This is a genomic window from Marinomonas rhizomae, from assembly GCF_024397855.1.
GTDB classification, from domain to species: Bacteria; Pseudomonadota; Gammaproteobacteria; order Pseudomonadales; family Marinomonadaceae; genus Marinomonas; species Marinomonas rhizomae_A.
In genome coordinates this window covers 3,448,359-3,467,238 of record NZ_CP073343.1, presented here as the reverse complement: position 1 = coordinate 3,467,238, position 18,880 = coordinate 3,448,359, and the positions used below count along the sequence as shown (strand labels likewise).

Annotated in this window: 22 protein-coding genes and 1 tRNA gene; 14 read left to right on the top strand and 9 right to left on the bottom strand. The window is 39.6% G+C overall.

Going from position 1 to position 18,880, the window contains the following annotated elements; translation table 11 throughout:
• Window positions 1-46 precede the first annotated feature (46 nt).
• The gene (locus tag KDW99_RS16365; protein WP_255826190.1) at window positions 47-1,378 is read right to left on the bottom strand and encodes a magnesium transporter; all 1,332 of its coding nucleotides are present in this window, start codon (window positions 1,376-1,378) and stop codon (window positions 47-49) included.
• Window positions 1,379-1,758: 380 nt separating this feature from the next.
• Here KDW99_RS16365 and KDW99_RS16360 point away from each other — a divergent pair, with 380 nt between their 5' ends.
• From KDW99_RS16360 to KDW99_RS16315, 10 genes are all read left to right on the top strand, one after another.
• The gene (locus KDW99_RS16360; RefSeq protein ID WP_255826189.1) at window positions 1,759-2,337 is read left to right on the top strand and encodes an anthranilate synthase component II; all 579 of its coding nucleotides are present in this window, start codon (window positions 1,759-1,761) and stop codon (window positions 2,335-2,337) included.
• Between the two features lie 23 nt (window positions 2,338-2,360).
• The gene (gene trpD, locus KDW99_RS16355) at window positions 2,361-3,401 is read left to right on the top strand and encodes an anthranilate phosphoribosyltransferase (RefSeq protein WP_255826187.1); all 1,041 of its coding nucleotides are present in this window, start codon (window positions 2,361-2,363) and stop codon (window positions 3,399-3,401) included.
• Window positions 3,402-3,420: 19 nt separating this feature from the next.
• Window positions 3,421-4,236 carry an indole-3-glycerol phosphate synthase TrpC gene (gene trpC / locus KDW99_RS16350; protein WP_255826185.1) on the top strand — a complete coding sequence of 272 codons (816 nt, stop codon included), beginning with the start codon at window positions 3,421-3,423 and terminating at the stop codon, window positions 4,234-4,236.
• A gap of 40 nt (window positions 4,237-4,276) precedes the next feature.
• Complete coding sequence (locus KDW99_RS16345) at window positions 4,277-4,684, top strand: OsmC family protein (RefSeq protein ID WP_255826183.1); 408 nt, start codon at window positions 4,277-4,279, stop codon at window positions 4,682-4,684.
• Window positions 4,685-5,080: 396 nt separating this feature from the next.
• Entirely contained in the window at window positions 5,081-6,064 is a 984-nt protein-coding gene (locus KDW99_RS16340; RefSeq protein ID WP_255826182.1) for an AAA family ATPase, read from the top strand.
• A gap of 24 nt (window positions 6,065-6,088) precedes the next feature.
• Entirely contained in the window at window positions 6,089-7,129 is a 1,041-nt protein-coding gene (locus KDW99_RS16335; RefSeq protein WP_255826180.1) for a S8 family serine peptidase, read from the top strand.
• Complete coding sequence (locus KDW99_RS16330; RefSeq protein WP_255826177.1) at window positions 7,086-8,621, top strand: S8 family peptidase; 1,536 nt, start codon at window positions 7,086-7,088, stop codon at window positions 8,619-8,621. Before KDW99_RS16335 ends, KDW99_RS16330 begins: the two co-directional genes overlap by 44 nt.
• A 181-nt stretch (window positions 8,622-8,802) precedes the next feature.
• Window positions 8,803-9,651 (top strand): hypothetical protein, encoded by an 849-nt coding sequence (locus tag KDW99_RS16325; protein WP_255826175.1) that lies wholly within the window; start codon window positions 8,803-8,805, stop codon window positions 9,649-9,651.
• Window positions 9,652-9,741: 90 nt separating this feature from the next.
• Window positions 9,742-10,440 carry a hypothetical protein gene (locus KDW99_RS16320; protein ID WP_255826173.1) on the top strand — a complete coding sequence of 233 codons (699 nt, stop codon included), beginning with the start codon at window positions 9,742-9,744 and terminating at the stop codon, window positions 10,438-10,440.
• A 93-nt stretch (window positions 10,441-10,533) separates the two neighbouring features.
• The gene (locus KDW99_RS16315) at window positions 10,534-10,758 is read left to right on the top strand and encodes a hypothetical protein (protein WP_255826171.1); all 225 of its coding nucleotides are present in this window, start codon (window positions 10,534-10,536) and stop codon (window positions 10,756-10,758) included.
• 265 nt (window positions 10,759-11,023) lie between these two features.
• Here the strand turns inward: KDW99_RS16315 and KDW99_RS20515 are convergent, their stop codons facing one another.
• The 8 genes from KDW99_RS20515 to flgA all read right to left on the bottom strand — a co-directional run bounded on the left by KDW99_RS20515 (window position 11,024) and on the right by flgA (window position 15,848).
• Window positions 11,024-11,488, bottom strand: coding sequence for a YagK/YfjJ domain-containing protein (locus KDW99_RS20515; RefSeq protein ID WP_370646830.1), 465 nt, complete (start codon window positions 11,486-11,488; stop codon window positions 11,024-11,026).
• 122 nt (window positions 11,489-11,610) lie between these two features.
• Entirely contained in the window at window positions 11,611-12,081 is a 471-nt protein-coding gene (locus tag KDW99_RS16310) for a hypothetical protein (protein ID WP_255826169.1), read from the bottom strand.
• 9 nt (window positions 12,082-12,090) lie between these two features.
• Window positions 12,091-12,294, bottom strand: a complete 204-nt coding sequence (locus tag KDW99_RS16305; protein WP_255826167.1) for a helix-turn-helix transcriptional regulator — start codon at window positions 12,292-12,294, stop codon at window positions 12,091-12,093.
• Between the two features lie 317 nt (window positions 12,295-12,611).
• The gene (locus KDW99_RS16300) at window positions 12,612-13,844 is read right to left on the bottom strand and encodes a tyrosine-type recombinase/integrase (protein ID WP_255826165.1); all 1,233 of its coding nucleotides are present in this window, start codon (window positions 13,842-13,844) and stop codon (window positions 12,612-12,614) included.
• A gap of 208 nt (window positions 13,845-14,052) precedes the next feature.
• Window positions 14,053-14,128, bottom strand: a tRNA-Arg gene (locus KDW99_RS16295).
• A gap of 81 nt (window positions 14,129-14,209) precedes the next feature.
• Window positions 14,210-14,689, bottom strand: coding sequence for a flagella synthesis protein FlgN (locus KDW99_RS16290; RefSeq protein WP_255826163.1), 480 nt, complete (start codon window positions 14,687-14,689; stop codon window positions 14,210-14,212).
• Between the two features lie 37 nt (window positions 14,690-14,726).
• Entirely contained in the window at window positions 14,727-15,041 is a 315-nt protein-coding gene (flgM, locus tag KDW99_RS16285) for a flagellar biosynthesis anti-sigma factor FlgM (RefSeq protein WP_255826162.1), read from the bottom strand.
• A gap of 114 nt (window positions 15,042-15,155) precedes the next feature.
• Window positions 15,156-15,848: a flagellar basal body P-ring formation chaperone FlgA gene (flgA, locus tag KDW99_RS16280; RefSeq protein WP_255826161.1), complete on the bottom strand. Its 693-nt coding sequence runs from the start codon at window positions 15,846-15,848 to the stop codon at window positions 15,156-15,158.
• A 139-nt stretch (window positions 15,849-15,987) separates the two neighbouring features.
• On the opposite strand from flgA, the gene KDW99_RS16275 reads away from it, so the two are divergent.
• The 4 genes from KDW99_RS16275 to flgC all read left to right on the top strand — a co-directional run bounded on the left by KDW99_RS16275 (window position 15,988) and on the right by flgC (window position 18,871).
• Window positions 15,988-16,917 carry a chemotaxis protein CheV gene (locus KDW99_RS16275; RefSeq protein WP_255826160.1) on the top strand — a complete coding sequence of 310 codons (930 nt, stop codon included), beginning with the start codon at window positions 15,988-15,990 and terminating at the stop codon, window positions 16,915-16,917.
• 58 nt (window positions 16,918-16,975) lie between these two features.
• Entirely contained in the window at window positions 16,976-17,812 is an 837-nt protein-coding gene (locus KDW99_RS16270; protein ID WP_255826159.1) for a CheR family methyltransferase, read from the top strand.
• A 211-nt stretch (window positions 17,813-18,023) separates the two neighbouring features.
• On the top strand, window positions 18,024-18,416 hold the full coding sequence (gene flgB / locus KDW99_RS16265; protein WP_255826158.1) for a flagellar basal body rod protein FlgB: 393 nt from the start codon (window positions 18,024-18,026) through the stop codon (window positions 18,414-18,416).
• Between the two features lie 5 nt (window positions 18,417-18,421).
• A complete protein-coding gene (flgC, locus tag KDW99_RS16260) occupies window positions 18,422-18,871 on the top strand; it encodes a flagellar basal body rod protein FlgC (protein WP_255826157.1) in 450 nt (149 codons plus the stop codon).
• The last annotated feature ends 9 nt before the right edge of the window (window positions 18,872-18,880 follow it).

The window sequence follows — 18,880 nt, the reverse complement described above, 5'->3', positions numbered from 1 at the left end:
TCTATACCTTTGTCTTGTTTGTGAGTGGTTCGAAAGTTACATTCGACTATATAAGTAATAAGGTGCCCAAGCCCAAGAAGGCAACAAAACCTGCAATATCTGTCACTGTGGTTAAAATGACCGACCCAGATAACGCCGGGTCTATGCGTAATTTATCCAGTAAGACTGGTATTAGAACTCCTGATAGGGCAGCCATGATGATATTAACGATAATGGCTAGGCCGATGACCATGCCAAGCATTGGGCTTTCGAACCACCATAAAGTCACAACGCCAATGACAATCGCCCACAAAATGCCGTTTAATCCACCGACTTTTAGTTCTTTAGATAATAAAGACTTTAAGTTGCTGCGGGTTATTTGCCCAAGCGCTAAACCCCGCACAATCAAGGTTAGGGTCTGACTACCCGCAATGCCACCCATGGAAGCAACAACAGGCATTAATACGGCGAGTGCAACGACTTGCTGAAGGGTGGCTTCAAATAGCCCGATAAAAGCGGATGCTAAAAATGCCGTCAATAAATTTATGCCAAGCCAAATGCCACGCGTTGCTGCGCTGCGTTTTACTGGGGCAAATAAGTCTGATTCTTCGTTTAGACCTGCAGTCGACATCTGCTGAGCTTCATGCTCTAAACGCCATGTTTCCATGGCGAGCCCTGCGTGAAAACGCCCTAATAAAATTTGATTTTCATCAACTATAGGAAGTGCTGATAGAGAAGATCGTTCTAATAGCTCTGCGGCTTTCGTTAGTTCTGTGTCAGCGCGGATAAAGGTGCAATCTTCATCTATTAGGCTTGAAATAGGTTCATGGCCTTGTGCTTTGAATAGCTTATCGAACTTTACACAGCCAACCCAGCGGCCTGTTCTGTTTACTAAATACACCATGTCTGTGTAATCTGGAGTGTTCTTTTTAAGCAATCTTAGTGCTTCTGAGGTGCGAATGGATTGAGAGGCGATTAACAGCTCGTGATCAATCCAACGACCGACAACATCATCATCGTAAACAATACCTTGTTGGTAATACTCACGTTGCTTATTGTCCATCTGCTTTAGAGCAATGTCGACCAAGCGGTCTGGTAAGGAATCGGTTATCTCGAGTAGGTCTTCAGCGTCGACATCAGTGAACAGCGTTTCTATTTCTGAGTCGTCTAGCTCTTTTAATAATAACTGGCGAGATTCTCCGCGCATTTCAACCAAGATATCAAGGCGATTCGCTTGCTTGATATTGGCCCACGCTTGTCGTCGTTGGACGAGCGGTATGGATTCAAGGGCTAGCGCCACATCATCTGGTGTTAACTCAGAAATGGCCTTGTTAACGGACTCGGGTGAGTGCTCGTCATGAATGAGGGTTTCGATGAGGGCGGCGACTTGGCTATGCACAGGGCATCCTTAAAACACTAAATGATGGCAGTAAAGATAACATGGTTTCTAGTGTGCGGTATAACCACTTGTATATCAAACAAGGCTTTGTTTTTGCTCAATATTATTGAAAACCTTCCAAAACGCTGAAATAAGAATGGCAAATTACTGCACCAGCGGATAAAAGAATCGAGTATGTTGTGTACCTTGTTTTTGGTTTCTTCTATCTAAGGAGTGTGAGGTCTGGCGAGACAGAGTGTTCATGACAGTGTAGAATTTAGCGCACGTTAAAGATGCATGTTTTTATATTCTTTGAAAATGCATTCTGTTTTTTTTGTGTCTGCTTCTTTGGATTGTGGCGCAGGTATATCAACATTGTTTTATAGGCGTGTCCCTTCTTTATGTTATTGATGATTGATAACTATGATTCTTTTACTTACAACCTTGTGCAGTATTTTCGTGAGTTGGGTGCGGATGTGCAGGTTTATCGTAACGATGAAATTAGTGTTGAAGAAATTGAGCGGCTTGCGCCTTCGCATTTGGTAATTTCACCAGGGCCATGCACGCCCAATGAAGCGGGTGTTTCATTGGCTGTCATTGCGGCGTTTGCTGGGAAAATTCCAATATTGGGTATTTGCTTAGGTCATCAAAGTATTGGTCAGGTATTTGGTGGTGAGGTAATTCGTGCTAAAAATGTTATGCATGGTAAAACCTCGTTAATCTATCATCAAAACACCTCTGTGTTTTCTGGTTTGCCAAACCCACAGACAGCGACGCGTTATCATTCTTTGGTTGTTTCTGTTGACACGCTGCCCGATTGTCTAGAGGTAACTGCTTGGAGTCAAAACATAGCAGGTGATAGAGAGGAAATTATGGGAATTCGACATAAAACGCTTGCCGTTGAAGGAGTGCAATTTCATCCTGAGTCGATTCTGACTGAGTCGGGCCATGCTTTATTGGCCAATTTCTTAACAAGATAGTTTTTACACGATAGGAGAGGCTGGTGAATATTCAGAAGGCGATTGCTGCTGTTGTTGAGTGCCAAGATTTGAGCGCTGATGAGATGCGAATAGTGATGAATGGCATCATGACGGGAAAAGCTACGCCAGCACAGATAGGCGGTTTTTTAATTGGCCTAAGAATGAAAGGTGAAACGGTCGAAGAAATTACGGCAGCGGCTCAGGTTATGCGCGAATTATCCAGTAAGGTTCATTTGGATCTTGAGCATGTGGTTGATACCTGTGGTACTGGCGGAGATGGTGGTAACTTATTTAATGTGTCTACTGCATCGGCTTTTGTCGTTGCTTCTGCTGGTGGCAAGGTAGCTAAGCATGGTGGGCGTTCTGTGTCTTCGAAATCGGGCAGTGCCGATGTGCTAGAACAAGCTGGGATTTATCTTGGTCTGGATGCAGCGCAGGTTTGCCGTTGTGTTGAAGAAATTGGTTTAGGTTTTATGTTTGCGCCGAATCACCATTCCGCCATGAAGTACGCGGTAGGCCCTCGAAAAGAAATGGGCACACGTACTATTTTTAATCTGCTTGGGCCGTTAACGAATCCGGCCAATGCAAAATGCCAAGTGATGGGCGTTTTTCATCGAAAATGGGTTCGTCCTATTGCTGAGGTTTTAAAGGCGCTTGGAAGTGAGCACGTGATGGTGGTTCACTCTGAAGACGGTTTGGATGAAATTAGTATTGCAGCACCTACGTATGTTGCTGAGTTAAAAAATGGAGAGATCCTAGAATATAAAATTTCTCCTGAGGATTTTGGGATTCCATTGCAATCTATTGATACGATTCAAGCTGTCGATGCAACTGAAAGTCTTGCTTTAGTGAAAATGGCGTTGGATGGCAAAGGGAAGGTCAACCCCGCTAGAGACATAGTAGCTTTAAATGCTGGTGCCGCCATTTACGTGTCAGGTATTGCAGATAGTTTAGCGGAAGGGGTGAATATTGCGGAAGACGTGATTGGTGGTGGTACAGCCAAAGTTAAGATGTCTGAATTGGCTAGTTTTACACGTTGTTTTATGAGTCCTGACTCACTGTAATTATAGGAGCGGTAGCCTAATGCAAATAGAAACACCGACAATTTTAAAGAAAATTGTAGCTCGAAAATACGAAGAGATTACTGAGCGTAAATCTCATACACCTTATGGAAACTTAGAGGTCGCTGCATCTGTTGCGAATGTTCATAACGAGCCTCGTGGTTTTGCTCATGCACTAAGGCATCAAATAGCTATCGGTAAATCTGGTGTTATTGCTGAGATTAAGCAAGCTTCTCCAAGCAAAGGTGTATTAAGGGATCCATTTGTTCCAGCCGATATCGCTCGTTCCTATGAGCGCTCTGGGGCCGCTTGTTTATCTGTTCTAACGGACAGTGATTTCTTCAAAGGGCATGAAGATTATTTAGTTGAAGCGCGTTCAGCCTGTAAATTACCTGTGATTCGTAAGGATTTCATTGTTGATGAGTATCAGGTACTAGAATCTAGAGCGATTGGTGCAGATTGTATCTTACTTATTGCCGCATGTTTAAGTGGCGATAAATTACGTGAGCTAGATAAAATGGCTCGTGATTTGGGTATGGATGTTTTAGTAGAAGTGCATAATCGTCCAGAGTTGGATTTAGCTTTGGAATATACTGAAACAGAATTGCTTGGAATTAATAATCGAGATCTTCATACCTTTGAACTTAGTTTAGATCATACGTTTGAATTAATGGGAAGTGTGCCTTCCGATCGATTGATTGTGACAGAGAGCGGGATTCATACTCGTAGTGATGTGGCGTTAATGCGACAAAAAGGTATTCATGCGTTTTTAGTTGGGGAATCGTTTATGGTTGCTGATGACCCAGGTGAAAAATTGGCTGAACTGTTTCAGTCCTAGTCATAGTTTTGATTATAGCGGAATTAGGTAAGGTAGAAAGATGAAGACGAATGTTAGTTGGCAAGAAGATGTGCATTTTACTGCAGAAACAGGTTCTGGTTTTAAGGTAGAGATTGACGGTAATCAGGTGGCTGGGCCAAGACCGATGGAGCTTTTACTTGCTGGGTTGGGTGGCTGTACCTCTTATGATGTAGTCGGTATTTTAAAAAAATCCCGTCAAGATGTTGTGTCTTGTGTGGCTCAAATTGATGCAGATCGAGCGGACGCTGTTCCTGCGGTATTTACAGAGATTCGAGTTCATTTTGTCGTTACAGGTCGTAACCTTAAAGAAAGTGTTGTTGCTCGTGCGGTGAAGTTATCTGCAGAAGAGTACTGCTCTGCCTCTCTAATGTTGGAGAGAGGTGGTGTGAAAATCGTTCATAGTTTTGAAGTTATTGAAGTTGAATAGACTATTGACGGTAAGATGATTTTAGAGAAGAGTCGAAAGGCTCTTTTTTTTGGAATATCTAAAATGGTGTCCCCACCAGACTTTAAATTAATTTTTTAGATATTGATTTTAAAGGTAAAATCAATATCTAAAACGAAAAGAACCCCCATCTATACCCCCAAAAATGCTGTTTGTTCAAATTAGTCCGATGAGTTTGGGTTTAGTTTGCTAATAATGCTGTTTGTAAGTTATTAGAAACATAAAGCCCTCTTAGCTAAGTTAAAAAAGTCTTCAGTATGGGAAAAATGAGGCAACAATAATAGATCGGCGGCATCTAATAATCATTAGATGTTTACAAGGTAGTGTGTCAAAATATGGCCTTAAGAGTTGATTTTTTTGATAAATAGAAGTTAATTTATGGCCAGTTCAGAGCAATTAAAAGCATTGTTACAGTCTCATCTAGAGAAGGATGACGACCGTTTTATGTCTATAGCTTTGCAAGTCGCTGCACATGAGGCTCGAAGTGGTCATGGAAAACTAGCTCAGGAATTAAGAGATATTGTTACGATTGCTAAAAAAAACACTTCTATAAACAAACTTACGCCGATTTCAATTGCAAAGGGAGCTCAGGATTCAAGCGGGCTTCTTTTTGCCTCTCAACCTAAAAATAAACTTGCTGACTTAATAGCTAAAGATGATCTAAAAATTCGACTTAGGCGATTAATTAGAGAGCAAAAATTCATGACAAAACTGAAAAGTCATGGATTATCTCCTCGTCGAAAAGTTCTATTAGTCGGTCCTCCTGGAACAGGAAAAACATTTACAGCTTCTATATTAGCAGGGGAGTTAGATTATCCTCTATTTCAAGTAAAGCTAGATGCGTTAATTACTAAGTTCATGGGAGAGTCTTCTTCTAAACTTAGGCAAGTTTTCGATGCTATTAGCGATATTCGGGGCGTATATTTTTTCGATGAGTTTGATACATTGGGCTCACAGCGAGATTCTCAGAATGATGTAGGCGAAGCGCGAAGAATACTAAATAGCTTTCTTCAAATGATTGAACAAGATGATTCGAATAGCTTAATAGTATGTGCTACCAACCATATTGAGATATTAGATAATGCTTTGTTTAGACGTTTTGATGACGTTATTAGATATGAGTTACCAGAAGATGACGAAATCATAACGTTATTTAAAAATAGACTTATCCCGTATGTCGCTAAGAGTTTTCCGTGGAAAAAACTACCTGAAATAGCGAAAGAGTTGAGTAGTGCAGAAATTTCTAGAGCTGCAGATGAAGCAATAAAAGATATGTTAATTCACGGAACGGAGAGAGTTACATTAACTTCAGTTAAGCATGCAACCTTAGATAGGAAAAGCATGAGAAAGGATCTATTTTAATTTTTTAATAAATGGAAATGAGCAATGGAAGGGAAAAAACACTTATTTGTTGGGAGAAATGGGGAAACACAGAAATATACCTACCCAAGAAAAGTTGTAATAAATTCTACTATACCAAAAAGAGATAGATCTTCTCATGGCGCTAACCTCTCATCGCAACTAACATTAGCAAAAATGGCTGAAAAAGCTATTACTGAAGAAGTTGATAGTATTGAACTAGAGAGCCATATGGGAGTACAACTTTCATTTGAAAGCTTCCCAGGTATAGAAATTGCGTTTGAAAAATTGGCTGATGTTCGAAGTGGCATAGAGTTAATGAGCGTAGTACAAAGAGATAATTCGTTCGTAGCAAACGTGTTGGTTCCTATTGGTAAGTTCGGTACTTTAGAGAAGAAAGTAGCTGAATACTTAAATAGTGATAAAGATAATAAGTCAGGTCCTAAAAATTCAATTCTTCTAAATGCGATTTCATCAATTCGAACTACAGTAATAGAAAACTTATGGACGGATAGCCAAGATCTGTTTCCTATTTCAAATGAAGAGGTCGATTGGTTTGAGATCTGGCTTCCTGTTAGTGATGACCGAATTGCTGTAATCACTGATTTCAAAAAGCTTTGTGGAATTCATGAAGTTAGAGTATCGGACAGTACCCTCGAGTTTCCTGAAAGGTCTATACTGCTTGTTAAAGCGTCATTAAGCCAGCTAGCAAGTTCTGCTGCACTATTAAGCAAAATTTCTGAAATACGAAAATCTAAAACAACAGCAGAGTTTTTTGATTCTCAGGGTATTCCAGAGCAGCGTCAATGGTCTGAGGAGTTGATTTCAAGAGTTGAATACAATACCGATAATGAGAATACTCCTTATGTATCTATTTTAGATACTGGTATAAATTTTGGACACCCTCTCTTGTCTGCTGTTTTTAATTCTAATGATGCATTTGTCGTTGACCCCAATTGGGATAAGGCTGACTCTGATGGCCATGGGACTTCAATGGCTGGCCTTGCTATATGGGGGGACTTCAATGGCTGGCCTTGCTATATGGGGGGACTTAACTGCTGCTCTTGATTCGTCTAGTCACTTAACTATCAATCATAAATTAGAATCTATTAAGCTTCTACGTCATTCAGGGGATAACAGAGATAAACACTTAGGGCAGGTGACTGCATCTGGTATTTCGTTATCAGAGATAGAAAATTTTGACAGAAAGCGAATTTATACGCTTGCTTTATCTGCTAAAGACTCAAAGGATAGAGGTAAGCCATCTGCATGGTCTTCGGAATTAGATGCCTTGGCAGTTGATTATAGCGGTGATAATTTATACCCAAGATTATTTGTAGTGTCTGCTGGTAATACAGATTTAGATTTAACTCTATTAAAACAGTATCCCTATTATAATGAATTGCAAGATATTCATGACCCAGGGCAGTCTTGGAATGTTATAACAGTAGGTGCATGTACCAATAAAGTACAAATAACAGATGATGGCGGAGAAAATTTTTTGCCACTTGCCCCTAACGGGGGATTAAGTCCATATAGTACAACCTCTGTAACTTGGATCAACTCCATGCCAATCAAGCCTGAGGTTGTTTTTGAGGGTGGGAACATGGGAGTAGATGACTACTCCGCGACTTCAATGTCTAGCTTACAACTTTTAAGCACTCATTATGAATTTAATTTACGCCTATTCTCAACGTTTAATGCAACCAGTGCTGCAACAGCATTGGCAGCTAAATTTGCAGCAGACATAAGTGCATTATATCCAGAATATTGGCCAGAAACGGTTAGAGGCTTAATTGTCCATTCCGCTGATTGGTCTGATGCAATGGTTAATCAATTTTCTTATGCTAATAGAACTAAGCGCCAAAGAGCGCAGCATTTAGTGAGATGTGTTGGCTATGGTGTTCCGAATATTAGTAAAGCATTATGGAGTGCTAATAACTCGCTTGTAATGATTGTTGAAGATGAACTACAACCATTTGAAAAACTCAAAGGTAAAGATACTTCAACTAAAGATATGCACATTCATGATATACCCTGGCCAAAAAATGAACTTTTAGACTTAGGCGATATTCCAGTGAAAATGACAATCACTTTGTCATATTTTATTGAGCCTAATCCATCTAGTCGTGATAGTTCAAGTAAATATCGTTACCCTAGTCATCAGTTACGTTTTGATGTGAAACGCCCTACTGAATCAAAACTTCAATTCTTAAAAAGGCTAAGTCGTGATGCTAGAGACGAAGATGAAGGTTCAACTAAGCCGCCCTCAGACTCTAATTGGCTACTAGGTGATTTTCGCAATAAAGGTTCCATTCATAAAGATATCTGGGAAGGCACTGCGGCTGATTTAGCTGAGCGTGGGCTATTAGCCGTATATCCCGGAATAGGTTGGTGGCGTACACGTAAAAAATTAGAGAGATATAACAAGCGTGCTCGTTACACATTGATCGTTTCGATTGAAACGCCATCAACTGAAATTGATTTATATACCCCGGTGGAAGCGAAAATAAGAAATAGAATTCCTATTAAAAACATGGCCAGTGTAACGACAATTTAGTGGCTAAGGCGAGAGAGTAAATAAGTGTTAAAAAATACATTTACTCTTATTGTGTTTGGTTTTTTCCACTCATTTACCTATTATAATTTGGCCAAAAATACCTTGCCATTCGTCGTGCTACCAATTCGCTGAGGCACGCCCATAGCTCAAGTAAGGTAACCTTGTATCAGGGGGGTTCTAAATGGATTTGCTTATTCCTTTTGGACTATCAAATACAACCAATGAGGTTATTGAGCCACATGAAGCTGATCGAGGGCGAGCGTGTGATGCATACTGTCCAGGCTGTAAAACGCCATTACTCTCCAGACATCCACAAGATACCGAGACTAGAATACATTTCGCTCACGATAGCAGACACCCCAAAGCATCTAAAAAAACTATTCAAGATTGCCCTTTTAATGGACCACTGGCTATCGCACTAATGGCGAGAGCTCTAGCTCCTCAACTTTCAGGAGAAAGCCTAAGTAATCCAGAATTGAATATTCGTGTTAGCTGTAAATTATGTAACTCTGAAATTTTTACTGACAGTGTATCTATAAAAAACTCTATAACTATAAAGAAAGCAGAATCTTCATATACAAAATTCGGGGCACTCTTTGATCTGAGGATTGAGCTTGGTAATGCCTCAATTTTAATTTGGCTAGCCTATGCAGATCGACCTTTACCAGAGATAGAATATAAAAACCTTGAAAGAATCGGAGTGCTCAAGATCGATGTAAACTCTTTTGACTCCTTTCAATTTAAAAGGGGTACTAAAAGCTTTCAAGACTCTGTGAAAGACTTCCTACTTTTGGATGGGAAAAGAGAATGGATTTATCATCCTGCTGAAAAAAAACGTGCCACGGAAAAAGCAAAAGAAAATAACCATAGCTGTGTTGTTTTCGAGTGTTCAAAGTGTAATTCGAAATGGTTCCATGACGTCAAAAAGATGCCGGAATGCCCTAAAAAATGCGCTATTCGTTATACCAAAAAATCAATGAATCAGACGAAAATAGCTTATGAGGATACGTTTTTTATTTCACGCTATTAATTTATTAGAGTCTAAATGATACTGAGTAAAATAAACATTAACATTCATTAATTTAACTTAAATGAATAATTTATATGGAAAAAAATCCAAATGGATAAGAAGCCTTCACCTCGAAAATCAGTTCTATCTTACACATTAGATTTCATTCTTAAAGAAGGGTTGACTCTAATAACAGGGGGCGCGCTTGGGGCGACAATTACTCTCGCATTAAGCTACGAAGACGCTATGAGCTTTTGGGGCATAGTTGGCTCACTGCTTTCAGGGCTTGGTACTGTTGGGTTGTTAGCCTTTGGTTGGTTTAAAGCAGACGAATGGATGAAGCAAATAACAACAGAAAAAAAATTAAATATAAAGGCAGATATAGTATGTAGTTTTAAAGAATCGGCAATGAAAGCCTCAACTATATTGAAGGAAGAAGGTAGTGTTATCTCCGAAAAAATGCGAAATAAACATACTAAAAATAATGAGCTTATTTTAATGGAAATGTCAAAACAAGATCAGGTGGAAATAAATTCGCTAGCAGAAAAAGTGATGGGAGTTATAGGTGAGATCTACATAAAAGCAGGTGGCCTCAACTCAATTTCTATAAATTCTGATAATACACTGCTCGCTTATAAGGATAGCGTTAAATATATTTTGCATGAACTTTTTGATCTATCTAGGCCTATTACATATGAAGAATATGTAAAACTCGATAATTATTACCATAGTAATATTCTTAAGATGTACGAAGTCGCTTCAGACATAGAAAAAGATTTGCTAGGAAAAATACTATCACTAAAGCTCTAACCTATACATGAGCTAGTCAACCCTAATAAAATACGCAGTGCGCACCCGCGTACTGCGCACGGAAAGTGCGCACTCTTCAAGATGGAGCATTCTATGGGAAAGAAAAATTGGTTAATTGATTATAAATACAAAGATGAAAAGCTTTCTATGATAATAGAGTTATCAAGAAAGCCTGACACAACCTATACCCTTGTTTCTATAAGAAAGAAGCATATTCCTGATAACGTCCTAATACCATCACATGATAGAAATGATTCGGATGAAGAGGCTTACAAGAAAAATTACCAAATCGAGGTACTATCAATAACAGAGCAGTGAGTTAAGGATATTGTTCACCTATTAGGCCAGCTAAATGCTGGTTTTTTATGAATAATAATTGTCTCCAGTGATTCTCTTGCCCATTGATTCAATATACCAGTCATCTGATCAAACGCATCTTGCCAGCCATCGCGTTTCCAATTCTTTGAGGCTGCTATAGGGCATAATGAGGAGGCTCTTTCGCATAGAGTATGCCTTTGAGTGTGGCATTGTTTCAAATTGTTGTTAGTAGTGAGTTAGTTAGTCCTTAACTCCCATCCATGGGTTATGCTGATAAGCTTAAATCTTTCGGTTTTATCCTACTACCTTCATAGTCGTTAGTGGTTGGGCTCTTTTTTCCTTTGCTAAATACTTTCGCAAGGTAGCACAGCCGTTCAAAAACTAGTTGGTATGTTTTGCTGTCATTACGCTTAAGCACTCTGTAACAGTTTTTTGGTGTGTGAATGGTTCCTATATCCATATCGTTCCAGTATATCTTTGCTATTTCTATTAGTAGGCTAGGGCGTTGATGCTTATTTGCATCAACAATAAAGGCTAGGTGGTAATGCTGTTTGTCACTTTTGTTCTGCTCTCTGCACCACAAATATGCCACGCGCTTTAGCCCTAGGCTTCTTTGTAATCGCTGCCTGTATCGCTTTATGAAGTCTGACAACTCTTTGTTTGAAGGGCTGTAGTCATAAGTGCTCATATCCAGCCTATAGACCAACACTTTACAATGATGACTAAGCATGGCGCTTACTTGTTCATCGGTCTTGATTAGAATTGGTAAAAAAAAGCCTTTATTGCTTTTGCTTATTGGCAATTCTAGTGTTCGGTCACCTAACAGAATTCGTGGCCCGTGGACAATCTTCTTCACCTAATTTGAAAAACAACCAATCCATACCGCGCGCCATTTCTTTTATTACTTGGATTGATTTTAGTTAAAAGTAAGGTAACTATACTATGAAGAACCGAGTGAAAAGCCATCACTTGAAATGGCTTTTTTTCATATGTATCAAGGCATACAGGCGGATCTGATTCGATGATTCTATGAGACAATCTCGAAAGCATGTTTTTGTCTAAAAATGGAGTAGAGAAGAAGTTATCTTCTATACCTCTGTTGTGTTTTTTGCTGGCGGGCTTTTCGCATGTGGATCCTTGTTTTGTGTGTACGCCAATGGAAAAAGTTAGATGTTGCTCTCTATAAATTTTGATTTTTTTCAAAGTATTTATCGACAGTACTTGTAGCGTTGAAAACGCAATTATTCGATTAGGTTTTTTGTATGTGATTTTTTCACTTCTTAACCTTTGTGCCACTAAAAGGGACATTTTTGTTTGTTTCATACTTCCCCCTTAAGCTTTTATTGTCATATCTGGTTCTTCGAGTGATTGAACCCATGATTCAATATCAGTTAACCGCCAGGCTACTCGCATAGGGCTAATGCGAAGTGGTTTAGGGAATTTTCCTTCTTTGATTAACTTGTAGATGGTTGTTTTACGAAGAGAAGTTAAGTGTTCGACTTCTCGGCGGTCAATAATGAAAGGTGTGCTTTGCATAATGTTTCTCCTTAGTGGTTTGAACTTGTTCTAAGGAGGATGCCCTGAGGCTTTTAGGGCCGCAATACGTTGATTTTCTAGCGCTTGACGAAAGTCTGTTAAGGATAAGTCCCATACAGTCCCATGCTGTCCCATATAGTTCCATTTTGAGAGAAAAACAAAATTGTAAATTTTTGTATCTAATGTGGTTTTGTTGTGTTTTTCCTTGAAGGGGTGGGCTGAAGGGGCTTTAAGGTTGCTTATCCTTTCAATAGGTGGATTTCTATTTATGCCTTTTTGATAAGAATTCTGGGTTTGAAATTGACGGATTTTCAGTATCAGGCTTGTTTAAAATTGGCGCTAATTACATTCCCCTCACTTGCTTCAAGTCGCAGTTGATCAAGGTAGTCCGCCCAATGCTGCATCATGGTTCTTCTTTGCTCTAAGTGCTGGGTACGGTTGTATGCACGGCCTAATGGATCTCTTACTTGGTGCGCCAGTTGTTGCTCTATTATGTGAGGAGGATAGCCAAGAGCTTCATCTAACAAGGTTCTTGCCATTGCTCTAAAGCCATGTGGTGTCATGTCATCGTTGGTGTAGCCCATATTACGTAAAGCTACTCTTACACCATTTTCTGAGAGTGGTCTGCTTTGTCCTCTAGCACTTGAGAATAGATACTTTCCATTGCCAGTCACAGAATGAAGTTCTTTAAGAATGCTTAGAGCTTGTTTAGCTAGTGGGATAATTAGGTCGGTATTTGTTTTGCTTGATACTGTTTCAATTTGGCTTTTCTCCCAATTTACTTGATCCCATTCTAAGGTACGTATTTCTTTTGGTCGGCAGGGCCATAGAGCGGAGCATTTCAAGGCGGCTACAACTACGGGCGTTACTCTAGATTGGTGGGCATAATTGTCTATTGTGAGCATCAACATACCCACATCTCTTGGGTTCGTTAGAGCCGAATGATGTTTTGTTTGAGTTGTTCTCATTGCGCCTTTAAGTGCTCCTGCTGGGTCACTCTCTGCTCGACTTGTAGCAACTGCGTATTGGTAAATGTTTGATAAGTAACCACGTAATTTATGTGCGGTTTCGATAGTACCGCGTTCTTCTACTTTACGCAGGACTTCTAGAAGATCGAACGGTTTCAATGATGAAATAGGGCGGTGGCCTATTTTAGGGAATATATTAAGTTCAAGTCGTCGAAGTACGGTTTTTTTATGTCCATCACTTCGGTTGGCTAGTTTGATTTTATGCCACTCACGAGCCACTACTTCTAAAGTGTTAATTGTATCAGTTTGGCTTTGTTTCTTAGCCTGTTTTTGAGCACTTGGGTCTACTCCCCTAGAAAGTGTTAAGCGAGCTTCATCTCGTTGAAGCCTGGCGTCTTTTAGACTGACTTCTGGGTATGGGCCAATAGAGTAGGTTTTCTCTTTTCCATAAAAACGATATTTTACGCGCCAATATTTTGCGCCATTAGCCGTTACTATTAGATAGAGGCCTTTTTCATCGCTAAGTTTGTACTGTTTCTCTCTGGGCTGGGCTGTTTTCACCTCTCTGTCTGTAAGTGGCATTAGACTATCCTTTTTTTCGTTTCAATGGGGGTATTGGTTTTAGGGTGTTCGTAAAATACCCCCTGACATACCCCCTTTTGATAGGGGTACTACAAGATCAAATACGAACTAATTTAAACCTTTGAAAATGAGAATAGACATTGAAGCTAGTAAATACAAGGCTTACAGGCACAAAAAAGCCACCGAATTAGGTGGCTTAATTTGAAGATGGTGTCCCCACCAGGACTCGAACCTGGAATAGCTGCTTAGGAGGCGGCCGGTATATCCTGTTTACCTATGAGGACTTATTTTAAGATAGGATTTATACATTAATCGAGCGTGAAATACAAATGTCAGTTAAGTATGGTGTTGATTCTTATCGCTTTTTAAGCGCGTCCAAGTGTGTGCTTGCTACTAATTGGGCGAGTGGAGCCTCTCGCTGTATATACTTTATTTTTACTACTGTGACCTTGAAGTAACTCAAAAAGATGTTTATTGCGCTTTTGTAGAGTATTGAGTATACGGGCGTTGGTGTTATTCTGTGTTTTGCATTTTTTGAGTAATGTTTCGCACTCTTGCATTAAAAGACGAACGCTGTCCATTGAGCTGTCTTGTTTATTAAGCCAATTCTTAAATTCTTCTTCGGTGGGTTTTTTTCGGTCGACAATATCAAATTTAATGAGAATGTTGATTCTTTTCTCATTAAGCAAATTCATTTCATCAAGAAGGGTTTGTTTTTGCTCGGATAGATCGATGATGACTTCGCTGTCCAGCTCACCATATGCTAACCGTTCTTTATCAAGAAGCGAAGATAGCTCTTGCAGTATCTCTTTGCTTCTGACAAAAATGGGCGTGATAGGGATCATAAAACCAACCGTTTATAGACTGTATAGATCGTACAGTCTAGAACAGCGAATCCATAGAAGCCATATTATTTGCTAGCTTCTGGGTGTCAATTTTATATTCGCCAGATGCAATAGCGTTTTTGATTTGTTCCACTTTATCCATATCAACATCTGGTAAATTGTTAATTTTAGATTGCTGAGTTTGTAGTGTTTGCGCTGTTCCACTTAATTTTACTGTATCTTCCGCAAGAGTGCCCCCGCTTTGAACAGCGTTGTTCTTGCTTGTCGTGTTACTAGTGGCATCATCTTTCTGTGATCGTTCACTTTTGCTGATGTTGCCTTGATTTGATAGTCCTGAAAAATGTATTGCCATTGGGTTTTCCGCCCTGCTTATGATTTGCCTGTCTATGTTGTCGGCCGAGTTAATAAATACTTTAGTATAAAAAAACGAAAAAAAGAACTTATTAAGTTGCCAGTCACTATCTAATCAATAGTTTACAAGAACCTCACTGTTAGTTACAACTTTGGCGTATATAATTCGTTCAGAACTTGTGTTTTTAACACGTATTTGTTGACCTTTTACGCCATTTTGTAAAGCAATGCCATTCATTCTGACTATAATTGTGCCACTGCGTGCGGTTATCAGTACTGAGTCGCCTTTTTTTATGAGATTTGGCGGTGTGGTTAAGTCGTCGGTGATAAAAGTATTGATACGTAAGTTGCGTGAAGCTACGAGGCCATAGGGTGGGTTTTTCTTGGTGAAGATATGTCCCCTTAAGCTGGATATATCTACTTCGCCTGTATCGGTGTTTGATTTATTGATTACTTGTCCACGATTGATTGGGATGATGGTTTTTATGGCAGGAAGCATGATGGTTTGCGTGACAGGCACATACGACTTCCATGTTGGTGAGTCGCAGCGAATTTCATAATTGGTGCGTTTGACTGCTTCAGGTCGTTGGTTTTGTATTTGTATTGATTTGCTATCACAGTCAGGAAGGTAATTTAGTGCCGCGTTGTTATTCAATGAAATACTAATCACGGCGTTAGGGTATATTTCTGATAGCCTAGGTATTTCTACTTGATTTATGTAGCGATTGATTTGCTCTTCAATCGGGCCGGCAAATAATAAGCCTGCTTGGAGACAAAAGAAGGCTATGCTTAGCCTTGAGATTCGCATGATTTGCTCTCTTTGTTTATTATTACGTGATAAATAAGATAGTTAGTAAAAAAATGAAATTCACTTTATCATTGGATGATGCATTTTAACAATTTGAGGTTATACCTCAGGCTAATGTTTACACATTTTGGAGGCGTTTATGGCTGGAGTTCTGGATACTGTTAACCAACGTACACAGCTAGTAGGGGAAAATCGACTAGAATTGCTTTTGTTTCGCTTAAATGGTAAGCAAATATACGGAATTAACGTCTTTAAAGTAAAAGAAGTACTTCAGTGTCCTAAATTAACCACCATGCCTCACAGTTCTCCGGTGGTTAGAGGGGTTGCTCACATTCGTGGCGGTACCATTCCTATTTTAGATTTAGGTTTGGCTACGGGAGCAAGTCCGATAGAAAATATTAGTCAGTGCTTTGTTATTATTACCGAGTACAACCGTAGGATTCAGGGGTTTTTAGTACGTGGTGTTGAGCGTATTGTAAATATGAACTGGAGTGATATTCAGCCACCACCAAAGGGATTGTCTAATGATAATTATCTGACAGCTGTGTGTCAGGTAGATAAAGAAATGGTCGAGATTATTGATGTTGAGCAGATACTTTCTGAGGTTGCGCCTACTCGTCAGGATATATCTGATGGTATTGTTAACGCTGGTGTAACTGAGAATGCGCAAAAGCATCATATTCTTATTGTTGATGATTCTTCTGTTGCGCGTAAGCAGATTAAGCGTTGTATGGAGCAGGTTGGTTTTGCCACTACTGTTTTATGTGATGGCCGCGAGGCACTTACTTATCTTCAGGGATTGGTGGCAGAGGGTAAAGATGTAACTAAGGAGTTTTCTATGGTTATTTCTGATATCGAAATGCCTGAGATGGATGGCTATACGTTAACAACAGCGATTCGTAATGACAGTCGTTTACAGGATTTATTTATTCTTCTTCATACTTCTTTAAGTGGTGTGTTTAACGAAGCAATGGTTAAAAAAGTTGGGGCGGATGGCTTTTTAGCGAAGTTTCAGCCGGACGAATTGGCTCGATTAGCGATAGAAACAGTGCAGGTGCAATCAGAGTGATGTTTGAGCTCTATGTAATAGAGTCTTGTTTATTGAACCTGTCACTTATGGAGTTTTAATGCTCAGTAGCACAAATGCAATTACACCTAATGGATATATCAGGTTCAGAGACTACCTACAGAAAGTGTGCGGTATTTCACTGAGTGATAATAAGCAATATTTAGTCGCTAGTCGGCTAGGGAAAATCTTGGAGAGAGAAGGTTTTTCTAAGATTGAGCAATTGGTTGATGCTCTAGAGCGATTAGGTGGCTCTAAATTAAAAGAAGAAGTCATTAATGCAATGACGACAAATGAAACTCTTTGGTTTAGGGATTCTCACCCTTTTGCGATTCTAAAAGATAAAGTGTTGCCAGAAATGACGGCGGCTCCCTTGAAAGTTTGGTCTGCGGCATCCTCTACGGGCCAAGAGCCATATTCGATAAGTATGGTAATTGAAGAATTTAAGTCTTCTCGCCCTGGCATATTGAAGCCGGGAGAGAAGATAGTGGCGACAGATATTTGTACTAATATACTGCAGCACGCTAAACAGGGGGAGTACGACAGTTTAGCGATCGCTCGAGGTCTTGGTGCAGATTTACAGCGTCGTTATTTTGATAAAATAAATGACTTAACTTGGAAGATTAAACCTCATCTAAGCTCTCGTGTGGATTTTAAGTACTTAAATCTTATCGATTCTTTTTCTATGTTAGGTAAGTTTGATGTTATTTTTTGTCGAAATGTTCTGATTTATTTCACTGTCGACCTTAAGTTGGACATTTTAAAAAGGATGCATGCCTCATTAAAGCCAGGTGGTTATTTATTTCTCGGTGGATCTGAGGCGTTGAGTGGATTGTCTGATTATTTTGAGATCGTTCAGTGTCATCCGGGTATTGTCTACAGAGCAAAAGCTTTGTAATTAACGCTATGTTTTTAGCTCTATCTTGAAAGCCCGTCTAACTTGGTTAGACGGGCTTTTTGTTATATCTGTTCTGCCGTTTTTCTTGCCGCTTTTTGCCGTTCATATGTTTTATTTTAATAAGTATTTGATTTTAAAGGCTTTTGTTTTTTGGCATTATATTTGCTTTAAGTTAGTCATACACAAAAAGAATTTTTTTATTGAGGGTTGAATGGCTATATCTTTCGCTAGTGCATTTGCAGGACACGACAAAACGCTGGAGTTTAGAAGTGCGAGAGCGGCTGTTCTTGCAAATAATATCGCCAACGCAGACACACCGAACTTTAAGGCGAGAGATATTTCATTTAATGCTCATTTAAACAAAGAGCAAAGCAGGTTGCGATTGGCCGGAACTAACTCTCGACATATATCTGCTGAAGGATCTGCCGGTGAGTCTGATGGGTTGCTGTATCGTAATGCTAGTCAGCCATCATTGGATGGGAATACGGTCGATATGCAGAGAGAGCAAGCTGAATTTGCGCAGAACTCATTGCAATTCGATACCAGTTTTATGTTCTTGGATCGAAAAATTAACGGTATGAAAAAAGCGCTTGCTGGGAATTAATAACGATGTCATTGAGTAATATTTTCACTATATCTGGATCTGCAATGAGTGCTCAAACTGTCCGTTTAAATACAGTTGCGAGTAACATGGCGAACGTTGATAGTGCTGCTAGTTCAGCTGATCAAACTTATCGTGCTCGTAAGCCTGTATTTTCCAAAATGATGAATGACAGTATGCACCAGTATGGTTGGGGTAATACTAAGGTTGATAACAGTGGTGCTGGTATAGGTGTCAAGGTTGACGGTATTGTTGAATCAGATGCACCTTTACAGCCAAGATACGAGCCTGATCATCCGATGGCAAATGAAGATGGTTATGTGTTTTACCCGAACGTAAATCCAATAGAAGAGATGGCCGATATGATGTCAGCTTCTCGATCTTTCCAGACAAATGTGGAAATTATGAACTCAGCAAAAAGTATGATGCAGAAAATGCTCACACTTGGGCAATCATAGGAGCTGACA